Annotated in this window: 14 protein-coding genes; 9 read left to right on the plus strand and 5 right to left on the minus strand. The window is 70.4% G+C overall.

The genetic code is table 11. The features are described from left to right. Window positions 1-158: 158 nt before the first annotated feature. Window positions 159-959, plus strand: coding sequence for a choice-of-anchor P family protein (locus tag OG943_RS47825; protein WP_328607495.1), 801 nt, complete (start codon window positions 159-161; stop codon window positions 957-959). After that, the gene (locus OG943_RS47830; RefSeq protein WP_328607496.1) at window positions 956-1,537 is read left to right on the plus strand and encodes a class F sortase; all 582 of its coding nucleotides are present in this window, start codon (window positions 956-958) and stop codon (window positions 1,535-1,537) included. The genes OG943_RS47825 and OG943_RS47830 overlap by 4 nt, the downstream gene beginning before the upstream one ends. A 72-nt stretch (window positions 1,538-1,609) precedes the next feature. On the opposite strand, the gene OG943_RS47835 is transcribed toward OG943_RS47830, so the two are convergent. After that, a complete protein-coding gene (locus OG943_RS47835; RefSeq protein WP_328607497.1) occupies window positions 1,610-1,849 on the minus strand; it encodes a hypothetical protein in 240 nt (79 codons plus the stop codon). Window positions 1,850-1,976: 127 nt separating this feature from the next. Here OG943_RS47835 and OG943_RS47840 point away from each other — a divergent pair, with 127 nt between their 5' ends. Both OG943_RS47840 and OG943_RS47845 read left to right on the plus strand, forming a co-directional pair. After that, the gene (locus OG943_RS47840; protein WP_328607498.1) at window positions 1,977-3,359 is read left to right on the plus strand and encodes an FAD-binding oxidoreductase; all 1,383 of its coding nucleotides are present in this window, start codon (window positions 1,977-1,979) and stop codon (window positions 3,357-3,359) included. A gap of 132 nt (window positions 3,360-3,491) precedes the next feature. After that, entirely contained in the window at window positions 3,492-5,270 is a 1,779-nt protein-coding gene (locus tag OG943_RS47845) for an MFS transporter (protein WP_328607499.1), read from the plus strand. Between the two features lie 94 nt (window positions 5,271-5,364). On the opposite strand, the gene OG943_RS47850 is transcribed toward OG943_RS47845, so the two are convergent. Together OG943_RS47850 and OG943_RS47855 are read right to left on the minus strand one after the other, a co-directional pair. After that, window positions 5,365-6,030, minus strand: coding sequence for a peptidylprolyl isomerase (locus OG943_RS47850; protein WP_328607500.1), 666 nt, complete (start codon window positions 6,028-6,030; stop codon window positions 5,365-5,367). A gap of 26 nt (window positions 6,031-6,056) precedes the next feature. Continuing rightward, entirely contained in the window at window positions 6,057-6,311 is a 255-nt protein-coding gene (locus OG943_RS47855; RefSeq protein WP_091628242.1) for a DUF2631 domain-containing protein, read from the minus strand. A gap of 104 nt (window positions 6,312-6,415) precedes the next feature. Between OG943_RS47855 and dxr the strand changes: the two genes are divergently transcribed. The 3 genes from dxr to ispG all read left to right on the plus strand — a co-directional run bounded on the left by dxr (window position 6,416) and on the right by ispG (window position 10,118). After that, complete coding sequence (gene dxr / locus OG943_RS47860; RefSeq protein ID WP_328607501.1) at window positions 6,416-7,621, plus strand: 1-deoxy-D-xylulose-5-phosphate reductoisomerase; 1,206 nt, start codon at window positions 6,416-6,418, stop codon at window positions 7,619-7,621. A 3-nt stretch (window positions 7,622-7,624) separates the two neighbouring features. Beyond that, complete coding sequence (locus tag OG943_RS47865; protein WP_328607502.1) at window positions 7,625-8,848, plus strand: M50 family metallopeptidase; 1,224 nt, start codon at window positions 7,625-7,627, stop codon at window positions 8,846-8,848. 136 nt (window positions 8,849-8,984) lie between these two features. Next, on the plus strand, window positions 8,985-10,118 hold the full coding sequence (gene ispG / locus OG943_RS47870) for a flavodoxin-dependent (E)-4-hydroxy-3-methylbut-2-enyl-diphosphate synthase (protein WP_328612362.1): 1,134 nt from the start codon (window positions 8,985-8,987) through the stop codon (window positions 10,116-10,118). A 67-nt stretch (window positions 10,119-10,185) separates the two neighbouring features. Here the strand turns inward: ispG and OG943_RS47875 are convergent, their stop codons facing one another. Then, on the minus strand, window positions 10,186-10,440 hold the full coding sequence (locus OG943_RS47875) for a hypothetical protein (RefSeq protein ID WP_328607503.1): 255 nt from the start codon (window positions 10,438-10,440) through the stop codon (window positions 10,186-10,188). 78 nt (window positions 10,441-10,518) lie between these two features. On the opposite strand from OG943_RS47875, the gene OG943_RS47880 reads away from it, so the two are divergent. Further along, entirely contained in the window at window positions 10,519-11,319 is an 801-nt protein-coding gene (locus OG943_RS47880) for a helix-turn-helix domain-containing protein (RefSeq protein WP_328607504.1), read from the plus strand. A 4-nt stretch (window positions 11,320-11,323) separates the two neighbouring features. Here the strand turns inward: OG943_RS47880 and OG943_RS47885 are convergent, their stop codons facing one another. Continuing rightward, on the minus strand, window positions 11,324-11,623 hold the full coding sequence (locus OG943_RS47885) for a hypothetical protein (RefSeq protein WP_328607505.1): 300 nt from the start codon (window positions 11,621-11,623) through the stop codon (window positions 11,324-11,326). A 94-nt stretch (window positions 11,624-11,717) separates the two neighbouring features. Here OG943_RS47885 and OG943_RS47890 point away from each other — a divergent pair, with 94 nt between their 5' ends. Further along, window positions 11,718-12,479 (plus strand): GntR family transcriptional regulator, encoded by a 762-nt coding sequence (locus tag OG943_RS47890; protein WP_328607506.1) that lies wholly within the window; start codon window positions 11,718-11,720, stop codon window positions 12,477-12,479. Window positions 12,480-12,513 lie beyond the last annotated feature (34 nt).

Consider the following 12,513-nt stretch of genomic DNA (forward strand, 5'->3'; position numbering starts at 1 on the left):
AGGCTGGTTCGACGCACCGCGTTGCCGATCTTGTTTTGTTATTCCTGGGGCCCTTGATAGCGTCGCGGTCTCGCCGGTGATCGACAGTTACGTCTGGTCACGCGCGGATTCGGGGATCCGCCGGTGGGATCCATTCTTGATGTTCGGAAGGACAATTCATGCGCTCTGCCCTGCTGCGCGGACGGACCTTCGTGGTCGCTGCTCCGGCGCTGGCCCTGCTCGCCACCGCCGCCCCTTCGGCGGTCGCCGCCGACTCGCCGGCCGGGTCGGCGTACGGGGCCTCCGCCTCGGTCTCCCTGCTTGCGGGAGTGCTGGGGGACAAGGGAATCTCCGTGGAGACGGGCAAGCTCGCGCCGTCCAGCACCGACGGGCCCACCTCGGCCTCGGTCGTGGACGTGCCGCTGAAGGGCCTGGTCACCGCCAAGGCCGTCACCAGCTCCGCGAAGCAGGACGGCGACAGCGGGCCGGTGCAGTCCAAGGCCGCCATCGTCGACGCCACGCTGCCGGTGCTGGCGCCGCTCGCGGGCAGCACGCCCAAGGCCAGCGTGATCAGCTCCGAGTGCAAGTCGACCTCCGACGGCATCACCGCGTCGTCCGACATCGCGAACCTCGACCTCGGCCGGATCGGCAAGCTGCCGGTCGGCACGGGCCCGAACCAGAAGATCGGCGTGCCCGGGGTCCTGCAGGTGATCGTGAACGAGCAGGTCAAGCACGCCGACGGCAGCCTCACCGTGAACGCGCTGCACGTGAAGCTCCTGGGCGGCAAGACGCTCGGCGCGCTGGGCAGCGGCGACATCGTGCTCGCGTCGTCCACCTGCGGCAAGGTCGCGCCGGCCGTGGTCACCACCCCGACCGCGCCCGCGAAGCCGCCGGCCCAGGGACCGGGCCAGGTCACCGTCGTGCCCGCGGGCGCGCCGGAGACCGGTGACGGCACCCTGGCCGCGGTGACCGAGCAGTGACCCGTTCCCGGTTCGGGCTCTTCGCCCTGCTGCTCGCGCTCGTCGCGAACTTCGCGCTGATCGGCTGCGGTTCGCCGGCGCCGGCGCAGCAGGCACCCGCGGCCGCCGCCCCGGCCGTCGGGCTGTCGCGCTCGGTCCCGGTGTCGGTCGACGTGCCGAGCATCGACGCGCACTCCTCGCTGGTGCCGCTCGGCCTCAACCAGGACAAGACGGTGCAGGTGCCGCCGGTCGACCAGCCGCTGCAGGCGGGCTGGTACTCCTACGGCCCGACGCCCGGCCAGGTCGGCCCCGCCGTGGTGCTCGGGCACATCGACGGCAACCACCAGAAGGGCATCTTCTGGCGGCTGCACGAGGTGAAGAAGGGCGACCAGATCGTGGTCGGCCGGCAGGATGGGTCGAAGGCCACCTTCACCGTGAGCAAAGTGGACCAGATCGCGAAGCAGTCGTTCCCCACCGAAGCCGTGTACGGGAACACCACCGCGCCGGAGATCCGGCTGATCACCTGCGGCGGCGCGTTCGACGCTTCGGCCCACAGCTATCTCGACAACATCATCGTCTACGGCTCGCTCGACACCTGAGCCGTTGCCCGCGAAAGGGGCTCTGACGTCCGCTCTCCCCGGCGGCCGTCAGGGCCCCTTTCCCTGTTTCGCTCAACCCGTGACCAGGGCCAGCCCCGCCGCGGTGAGCACGGCCGGCATCCGCCGCCCGGGCCGGACCGGCCGTGCGGAGCGGACGAATCCGCCGTGGGCCAGCGCGTGCGCGGCGTACTGGTCGCAGCACGGGAGCCCGTCGACGAACAGGTCCGGCTCGGCCCCGTAGCCGATCTCGCCGCGCCCGGCGGCGACGGCCCGGAGCATCGCGATCCCGCGGCCGCTGACGGTGGTTTCCATGGCTGCCTCCCTGGCGGCTCCGCTCGATCTCCCTGCTGATGCGTCGAAGGAGGGGCGGGCGTTTCGACAGGGATTCGGAGCCCGGACCTAATCTGGCGGGAGAAGCCGCGACGAAGGGACTCACCCGATGCTGATCGACGACCTCGTAGCCGTACTCCCCGGGGACCGGATCGTGCGGGACCCCGACGTGTTGCGCAGCTTCGCCCACGACGAGGCGGAGTGGGCGCCGTACGCGCAGCCCGCCGTGGTCGTGCGGCCGCGGACGGCGGACGAGGTGCAGACGACCGTGCGGCACTGCGTCAAACACGGAACGCCGCTGGTCACGCGCGGCGCGGGCACCGGGCTGTCCGGCGGCGCGAACGCCGTCGAGGGCTGCGTGGTGCTGGTGATGGACCGGATGACGGCGATCCTCGAGATCGACCCGGTCGAGCGGCTGGCCGTCGTCGAGCCCGGCGTGGTGAACGACGACCTGCGCGCGGCCTGCGCCGCCCAGGGCCTCTGGTACCCGCCGGACCCGGCCAGCTCACCGTGGTCGACCATCGGCGGCAACGTGGCCACCAACGCGGGCGGCGTCTGCTGCGTGAAGTACGGCGTGACCCGCGACTACGTGCTCGGCCTGCAGGTCGTCACCGGCACCGGCGAGCTGGTGCGGCTCGGCCGGCGCACCGCGAAGGGCGTGGCCGGCTACGACCTCGCGGGCCTGATGGTCGGCTCCGAGGGCACGCTGGGCGTGGTCACCGAGGTTACGGTGCGGCTGCGGCCCCAGCGCGCGCCCGAGCGGACCATCGCGGGTTACTTCGACTCCACCGTCGCCGCGGGTGAGGCCGCCGCCGCGATCGTCGCCTCCGGGGTGGTGCCCTCGGCGCTGGAGCTGGTGGACCGGCACTGCCTGGCCGCCGTCGACGCGTGGAAGAACATGGGCCTGTCCGCCGACGCCGAGGTCGTGCTGCTGGGCCGCAGCGACGCGCCGGGCGAGGCGGGGGACCGCGAGGCCGCCGTGATGCTGGAGTGCTTCGAGAAGGCGGGCGCGACCTGGGCCGCGCAGTCGTCCGACCAGGAGGAGGCCGACGCGCTGTTCGCCGCCCGGCGGCTCGCGTACCCGGCGCTGGAGCGGCTCGGCCCGGTGCTCACCGAGGACGTCTGCGTGCCGACGCACCTGGTCCCGGAGATGCTCGCGCGGATCGACCTCGCGGCGAAGCGGCACGACACGCAGGTCGCCAACATCGCGCACATCGGCGACGGCAACCTCCACCCGCTGCTCATCACCCCCGCCGGCGACGAGGACGCGCGGCGGCGCGCGCAGGCGGCGTTCGACGACATCGTGGCCGACGCCCTCGCGCTCGGCGGCACCGTGACCGGCGAACACGGGGTCGGGCTGCTCAAGCGGCCGGGCCTGGTCCAGGAGCTCGGGCCGGCCGTCCTGGAGCTGCACCACGCCGTGAAGAAGGCCCTCGACCCGCACGGAATCCTCAACCCGGGGAAGGTCATCGGCCTTCACTCGGGCGAGTGAAAGTAAATAGTCCACAAAGGACATTCAAGTGATTGTGACCGGTCTCTCGCAAACGATTCCGAAAGTTGATTGCCTTACGCAAGCAAGTTGCTTAGCCTAGCTAAGGGAACTGAGCGAGAGAGGTCTTCGACTGTGGCGGAGCGCAGGACTTATTCGGTCGCGGAACTGGGGCCGCGGTACAAGTGGATCGCGCTGTCCAACACGACGCTGGGCATGCTGATCGCGACGATCAACTCGTCGATCGTGCTGATCGCCTTGCCCGACATCTTCAAGGGCATCGGGATCAACCCGCTGGAGCCGTCCAACACCAGCTACCTGCTGTGGATGATCATGGGCTTCCTCGTGGTCACCGCCGTGCTGGTGGTGAGCTTCGGGCGGCTCGGCGACATGTACGGCCGGGCCAGGATGTACAACCTGGGCTTCGCGGTCTTCACGTTTTCGTCGATCATGCTGGCCATCACCTGGTTCGACGGTGACGCGGCCGCGCTGTGGCTGATCGGCTGGCGGATCGTGCAGGGCGTCGGCGGCGCCTTCCTGATGGCCAACTCGTCGGCGATCCTCGCCGACGCCTTCCCGTCCAACCAGCGCGGCCTCGCGCTGGGCATGAACGGTGTCGCGGCCATCGCGGGCTCGTTCCTCGGCCTGGTCATCGGCGGGGTGCTGGCGCCGATCAACTGGAACCTGATCTTCCTCGTGTCGGTCCCGATCGGGGTCATCGGCACGATCTGGGCGTACCTGAAGCTGCACGACACCGGCATCCGCCAGCACGCGCGGATGGACTGGTGGGGCAACATCACCTTCGCCGTCGGCCTGATCGCGGTGCTGGTGGGCATCACCTACGGCATCCAGCCCTACGGCTCCTCGCCGACCGGCTGGGGCAGCCCGATGGTCCTGTCCTGCCTGATCGGCGGCATCGCGGTGCTGATCGCGTTCATCGTGATCGAGACGAAGGTGGACAACCCGCTGTTCCGGCTCTCGCTGTTCCGGATCCGGGCGTTCAGCTGGGGCAACCTGGCGAACCTGACGGCGTCGCTCGGCCGCGGTGGGCTGCAGTTCATCCTGATCATCTGGCTGCAGGGCATCTGGCTGCCGCAGCACGGCTACACGTTCGAGCAGACGCCGCTGTGGGCCGGCATCTACATGTTGCCCATGACGGTCGGCTTCCTGGTCGCCGCGCCGACCTCGGGCATCCTGTCCGACCGGATCGGCAGCCGGATGCTCGCGTCGAGCGGCCTGGTGCTGACGGCGATCACCTTCGTGCTGCTGATCATCCTGCCGGTGAACTTCAACTACTGGTCGTTCGCCGCGATCCTGCTGGTCAACGGCATCGGCATGGGCATGTTCTCCTCGCCGAACCGGGCCGAGGTGATGAACAGCCTGCCGGCGGACGCCCGCGGCTCCGGCTCCGGCATGATGACGACCTTCCAGAACGCGGCCATGGTGCTCTCGATCGGCTTCTTCTTCAGCCTGATCATCGCGGGCCTGTCGAACAACCTGCCCTCGGCGATGAGCCAGGGCCTGATGGCGCACGGCGTGCAGCCGGGGCCGGCCAACCAGATCGCGCACCTGCCCGCGGTCGCCGTGCTCTTCGCGGCGTTCCTCGGCTACAACCCGATCCAGCAGCTGCTGGGCGGTCAGCTCGCCACGCTGCCCCCGGACCAGGCCTCGTTCCTGACCGGCCGCAGCTTCTTCCCGAACCTGATCTCCGGCCCGTTCCAGGACGGCCTCGCGGTGGCGTTCGGCTTCGCGATCGTGGTGTGCCTGATCGGCGCCGTCGCTTCGCTGCTCACGAAGAGCAAGAAGTCCGCGTCGTCGGAGTCGGTGGGCGAGGAACTGGCGGCTGTCGCCGGTGAGTCCGGTGGCGGGCCCAGTGAGCTGGTGGCTCCGTCTTCCACTTCCAGCGACCGGTAAGGGTTTTCTCCGGCAAAGGGCCGGGCGGTCACCTGCGGGTGAGTGCCCGGCCCTTTGCCGTTGATCGGTTTCGAGTGTCCAAGAACGACTCGGCCTACCAGCCGATCGAAGCCCGCTCGATCTTCACCGGATGCTTGGGAGCCCCGTCCAACGGCCCGTTCGGGTCCGTCGGGATGATCCCGTCCGCCACCATCCGGTCGATGGCCGACATGCCGCGAACCACGGTCCCCAGCACCGAATACTGCGCCGGGATGTGCGCGAAGGAATGCACGATGAAGAACTCCGACCCGTTTGTCCCCGGGCCCTGGTTGCCCATGGCCACCGTGCCACGCGGGTACGTTTCCGCGCCCGTGACCTCGTCCGGGAACTTGTAGCCGGGGCCGCCCTTCTCCACCTCGTAGATGTCGCCGCACTGGAGCACGCCCAGCCGGGCGGAGTTCGACAGGCGCCAGCACTGCGAACGGTCGTAGAAGTGCTGGAGGACCAGGCTCGCCATGTTCGCCACCGCGCACGGGGCCGCGCCGCCGCTGTTCAGGCGGAGCGTGACCGGGCCGTAGTTGAAGCGGAAGGTGACGTCGACGGTCCCGCGCGTCAGGGCGAACGGCAGCGGCCGGAGCACCGGGCGGGCGGCCGGGTTGTCCGGCGTCGGGGTGAAGGTGCACCGGGCCAGAGCCGGTGCGGGAGCAGCAGTGGCCGGGGCGGCGAACAGCGCCACACCGGCCACGACCGAAAGGACCAGGGCAACCCAGCGCGACTTCATAAGCCCGCAAGGTAGCGAACGAAGAACTACTTACGCCAGGCCGTACGGCGCTTGCGGATGTCGAGCACCAGCAGGAACGCCAGGAAGATCGCCAGGCCGACGAGCCACACGTTCTCCGTGTTGTTCTCGTGGTTGCCCTTCAGCATGAGCAGCAGCACGACCACGCTGATCCAGCCGGCGACGCGGGTGGCCTTCGGGAACGAGCCGTGCCAGCCCCACTCCGCCGACGGCTCGTCGCGGGGGTCCACTTCGGGCCGCTTCTCGATCGCCTTGCCTGCCACGATCACTCCTCCTGACCCGCTGGACCTCGTACGCCGAAATGATCCCACACCGCCGGGTGCTCCGCGGAGACGGGCCGCGCCACGACGGGCGATAATGAGCGGCGATGACTACCTCGCGAAGCGTCCTCGTGCTCGGCTCGACCGGGTCCGTCGGGGCGCAGGCCCTCGACGTCGCCGCCCGTAACCCGCACCTGTTCACCGTGGCCGGGATCGCCGCCGGCGGGTCCGACCCGCGGGCGCTGGCCGCCCAGGCGCTGGCCCACGGCGTGGCCGCCGTCGCCGTGAGCAGGCCCACAGCGGTGGAGGACCTCCAGCTCGCGCTGTACGCCGAGGCCCAGCGCCGCGGCTACTCGAAGGGCGAGTTCCGCATCCCGCGCATCTTCGCGGGCGCCGACGCCGTGACGGAACTCATCGACGCGGTGGCCGTCGACGTCGTCCTCAACGCCCTGCCCGGCTCGCAGGGCCTCGCGCCGACGCTGAAGGCGCTGGCCACCGGCTCCACACTCGCGCTGGCCAACAAGGAGTCGCTGATCGCGGGCGGGCCGCTCGTGCTCGCCGCCGCGAAGCCGGGCCAGCTCGTGCCCGTCGACTCCGAGCACTCCGCCATCGCGCAAGCCCTGCGCGCGGGCCAGGAGAACGAGGTGGCGCGGCTCGTGCTCACCGCGTCCGGCGGCCCGTTCCGCGGCCGGAAGCGCGCCGAACTGGCCGATGTCACCGTCGAACAGGCGATGGCGCACCCGACCTGGTCGATGGGCCCGCTGATCACCATCAACTCCGCGACGCTGATCAACAAGGGCCTGGAGCTGATCGAGGCCGCGCTGCTGTTCGGCGTCGAGCCCGCGCGCATCGACGTCACCGTGCACCCGCAGTCGATCGTCCACTCGATGGTGACCTTCACCGACGGCTCGACCATCGCCCAGGCGAGCCCGCCCGACATGCGGCTGCCGATCGCGCTCGCGCTGCACTGGCCCGAGCGCGTGCCGGGCGCGGCGGCCGCCTGCTCCTGGGACACGGCGGCGAGCTGGACGTTCGAGCCGCTCGACAACGAGGCGTTCCCGGCCGTCGAGCTGGCCCGCCACGTGGGCACCGAGGGCGGCTGCCTGCCCGCCGTCTACAACGCCGCGAACGAGGAGGCGGTGGCGGCCTTCCTGGCGCAGAACGCCGGTTTCACCTCGATTGTGGACACTGTTTCGCAGGTGGTGGAAGCCGCCGACGAGTGGCGTCGCGAGCCTCGCGACGTCGAAGATGTACTCGCCGCCGAGCGCTGGGCTCGCGCGCGTGCTGGAACGATGCTGGGTAAGGGGAAGTAGCGCGTGCTCGCCTACATCATCGGGGTGGTGCTGTTCGCGCTGGGGATCTGCATCTCCGTCGCGCTGCACGAGGCCGGTCACATGCTGACGGCCAAGGCGTTCGGCATGAAGGTCCGGCGCTACTTCGTGGGCTTCGGGCCCACGGTCTTCTCCTGGCGCCGCGGCGAGACGGAGTACGGCCTGAAGTGGATCCCGCTCGGCGGGTTCTGCGACATCGCCGGCATGACGGCGCTGGACGAGGTCACGCCGGAAGAGGCGCCGCGCGCGATGTGGCGGTTCAAGACCTGGAAGCGCACCGTGGTGATGTCCGCGGGCTCGATCACCCACTTCATCCTCGGCTTCGTGGTGCTCTACCTGATGGCGGTCACCATGGGCCTGCCGAACATCGCCGCGGCGTCCGAGCCGCTGCAGCCGGTCGTCGCGAGCATCTCGTGCGCCCGCGCGGCGACCACGACACAGCAGCTGAACGACACGTCCTGCCCGGCGGGCGCGCCCACCCCGGGGAAGACGGCCGGGCTGCAGGCGGGCGACAAGATCGTCTCCGTCGCGGGCAAGCCGACGCCGCAGTGGACCGACGTGCTGGCCATCGTGCAGGCCTCCGGCGGCCGAACCCCGATCGTCGTGCAGCGCGGCAACCGGACGCTGAACCTGAACGTGGACATCCCGCGGGTGCAGCGGCTCGGCAGCGACGGCAAGGTGCACGAGATCGGCATGATGGGCGTGTCCACGGTGCTGCCGCCCGCGTACCTGCACTACAACGGCCTCACCGCGGTCGGCGCCACGTTCTCCTTCACCGGGACCATGTTCGCCCAGACCGCGCAGCGGCTGGTCGAGTTCCCCGAGCGGATCCCGGCCGTGGTCAGCGCCATCTTCGGCGGCGAGCGCGACCCGAACACCCCGGTCAGCGTCGTCGGCGCGAGCCGGATCGGCGGCGAGGCCGTGCAGCAGGGCCTGTGGCAGCTGTTCTTCTTCCTGCTGGCCAGCCTGAACTTCTTCATCGGCGTGTTCAACCTGCTGCCGCTGCTGCCGATGGACGGCGGGCACATCGCCATCGTCTGGTACGAGCGGGTGCGCGACTGGCTCCGCGCGTTGCGCGGCAAGGCGGCGGGCGGTCCGGTGGACTACACGAAACTCTCCGCGATCACGATGGTCATCGTCGTGATCGGCGGTGGCATCACGCTACTGACGGTGACAGCGGACATCGTCAACCCGATCCGCTTGCAGTAAACAGCCGTACCGGCCGGGTCACGACCCGGCCGGTTTCACCCGGACAGGGCGTAATACTGCTCACCGTGACGGTTGACTTCGTTGAATGTCGTCCGGTCGGTGTAGGTACGCTGGGGTCGTGACCGTCGCACTCGGCATGCCCGCTCTGCCGCCCCCCGTCCTCGCCGAGCGCCGCAAGACCCGCCAGCTCCAGGTGGGGTCGGTCGGCGTCGGCAGTGAGTCCCCGATCTCCGTCCAGTCGATGACGACGACGCTGACCTCCGACGTCAACGCCACCCTCCAGCAGATCGCCGAGCTGACCGCGGCCGGCTGCGACATCGTCCGTGTCGCCTGCCCGTCGGCCGACGACGCCGAGGCGCTGCCCGCGATCGCGAAGAAGTCGCAGATCCCGGTGATCGCCGACATCCACTTCCAGCCCAAGTACGTGTTCGCCGCGATCGAGGCCGGCTGCGCCGCCGTGCGCGTGAACCCGGGCAACATCCGCAAGTTCGACGACCAGGTCAAGGAGATCGCGCAGGCCGCGAAGGACCACGGCACGCCGATCCGGATCGGCGTCAACGCCGGCTCGCTCGACAAGCGGCTGCTGGAGAAGTACGGCAAGGCGACGCCCGAGGCGCTGGCCGAGTCGGCGCTGTGGGAGGCCTCGCTGTTCGCCGAGCACGACTTCCACGACATCAAGATCTCGGTCAAGCACAACGACCCGGTGGTCATGGTGCGCGCGTACGAGCTGCTGGCCGAGCAGTGCGACTACCCGCTGCACCTGGGCGTCACCGAGGCCGGGCCCGCGTTCCAAGGCACGATCAAGTCCGCCGTCGCGTTCGGCGCGCTGCTGCGCCAGGGCATCGGCGACACCATCCGCGTGTCGCTGTCCGCCCCGCCGGTCGAAGAGGTCAAGGTCGGCATCCAGATCCTGCAGTCGCTGAACCTCAAGGAGCGCAAGCTCGAGATCGTCTCCTGCCCGTCCTGCGGGCGCGCGCAGGTCGACGTCTACACCCTCGCCGAGCAGGTCACCGCCGGGCTCGAGGGCATGGAGATCCCGCTGCGCGTCGCCGTGATGGGCTGCGTCGTCAACGGCCCGGGCGAGGCCCGCGAGGCCGACCTCGGCGTCGCCTCCGGCAACGGCAAGGGGCAGATCTTCGTCAAGGGCGAGGTGATCAAGACCGTGCCCGAGCACGCGATCGTGGAGACGCTGATCGAAGAGGCCATGCGCATCGCCGAAGCGGCGGGCGAGGGCATCGGCGAAGGCGCCCCGAGCGTCACCGTCGGCTGACTCACTCTTAAGGCCGTCAAGGCCTCCTTACCCGCGTCTGACGCGGGTAAGGAGGCCTTGACGGTTTTCAGCCCCGCAGGTGGTGCTGCGCGGCGTCCTTGATCTGGATCCGGACGTTCTCCAGCGCCGCCGCCACGTCGTCGATCTGCTGGGACGCCAGCTGGATCGAGCCCTGGATGGCGGTGGCCGTCGAGGTCTCGCCGAGCAGGCCGAGCACCTGTGACTGCAGGTCCGCCAGCTCGCTCTTCGTCGCGAGGGCGATGCCGGTGGGCACCTGGTCGGCGAGCTGCTCGAGCTGCTGCGCCTGCTCCTGGATGGTCATGGCGAACTCCGCTTCTTCGGGTGGGGATCCCGCCTCCGTGGTAGCAGAAACTCCACCCGCGCGGCTTACGCTGGTCAGGTGAGTCACAGCTGGGCGTCCCGCGCGCCGCACCCCTTGGTGCGGCCGCTGGTCACGCGCTACATCGGCTACGCGCAGGAGAACGTGACCCTCGCCGTCCACCGTGGACTGCCCTCGCGGCACGTGACGCTCATCATCAGCCTGGAGCAGCCCGTCCGGTTCGCCGGGCAGCCGGGCGAGGGGGCGTTGCAGGGGCTCGTCGGCGGCCTGCACACCGCGCCCGCGCTGATCACGCAGGACCGGGTGCAGCGCGGCCTGCACCTGGAGCTGGACCCGTTCGGCGTGCGGACGCTGCTGGGCGTCACAGCCGCCGAGCTGAGTGGCCACATCGTCGACCTTTCCGACTTCGGCGGTGACCTCGCGTCGTTGCCCGAGCGGCTCGCCGAGGCGCCGGACTGGCCGTCCTGCTTCGCGATCCTCGACGACGTGCTCGCCGCGCGCGCCGTGGAGCCCGCTTCGCCGCCGCCGGAACTGGGGGAGGCCTGGCGGCTGATGCGGCGAAGCGGCGGCCAGGCGCGCGTGGCCGATCTGGCGGGGGAGGTCGGCTGGAGCCGACGGCACTTCGGGGAGCGGTTCCGCGCGGAGACCGGGCTGGCGCCGAAGCAGGCGTCCCGCGTGCTGCGGTTCGAACGCGCCGGGCAGCTGCTGCGCGGCGGTCGCCGGGAGCTGGCGGAGGTCGCCGTCGAGGCGGGCTTCTACGACCAGGCGCACCTGTCCAACGAATGGCGCGCGCTGGCCGGCTGCTCCCCGCGGACGTGGATCGCCGAAGAGCTGCCGTTCCTGGCACCGACGGAAGATTGATCAGCTACTGAATAGGCCGGCGCGGCGAGGGCGGCTGCTGGGCGCGGGAGAAACAGCTCCGGCAGTCCTGTGAGCGGTCCCGGGCTTCGCCCAGCTCGTCCGACAGCTCGTCGCGGAAGGCGCACCGGGCCGGAATCATGGACCTCGCCTGCGAGCACTGGGGCTCGAGCAGACCGCGGTCCGGATCGGCCAGCTGCTCACGGCGGTACCGGTGGTTCCGGGTGTCGCGCGCCCAGAAGTGGATGGCGTACAACGCGTGCTCGACCTCGGCCGGGGGCAGTTCGCCCGTGACCCATCCCGTCATGCCTCGCCGATCACCCATCATGATTTCCGGACTGCCCACGGTGGCAGGTTCCGGTCAACTGGTCAAGACAAGCTGACCAGTGGATACTGGCCGGATGGTGGATCGCACAAGCGGGATGCCCGCGTTCCGGCAGGTCGCGGCCGACCTGCGTGCGAAGATCACCGTCGGCCACTACGCGCCGGGCGACCGGCTGCCGAGCGAGCGGGAACTCGTCGAGGCCTACGACGCTTCGCGGCCCACCGTCCGGGCTGCCGTGGAAATGCTTCGCACCGAAGGACTTGTCACGGCGGAGCACGGCCGCGGCGTGTTCGTGCGCCCGCCGGCGAGCGTCCAGCGCATCGCCCGATCCCGGCTGTCCCGCGAGGCCCGCGAGCGGAATCGCGGCGCGTTCCTCGCCGACGCCTCGGCCGCCGGCTTCACCCCGTCGACGTCGACGTCGATCCGTTTCGAACCGGCCGACGCCCGCACCGCGCTGCACCTCGCCATCGACGAGGGCACCGAGATCACCGTGCGGGACCGGGTGATGCGAGCCGATGGGCTGGTGGTCCAGCTCGCCGCGTCACGCCTCCCGCGCGCGTTGACGCGCGGCACCGCGATCGAGGGCGTCGACACCGGCCCGGGCGGCACGTACGCCCGGCTGGAGGAGCGGGGCCACCAGCTCGGCTCGTTCGTCGAGCACGTCGGCGCCCGGATGCCCGCGCCGGACGAAGCGTCGCTGCTGCAGCTCGCCGACGGCGTCCCGGTCGTCACCGTGACCCGCGTGGCCTACGGCACCGACGGGACGCCGCTGGAGATGAACGGGATGGTGCTGGCGGCCGACCGTTACGAACTGTCGTACGAGTGGCCCGCGGACTGACCTCCCGTTCTTCCAAGACGGAAGCGGCGTGGCC

Origin of the sequence: Amycolatopsis sp. NBC_00345, from assembly GCF_036116635.1 — a bacterium.
In the GTDB taxonomy this organism is placed as follows: domain Bacteria; phylum Actinomycetota; class Actinomycetes; order Mycobacteriales; family Pseudonocardiaceae; genus Amycolatopsis.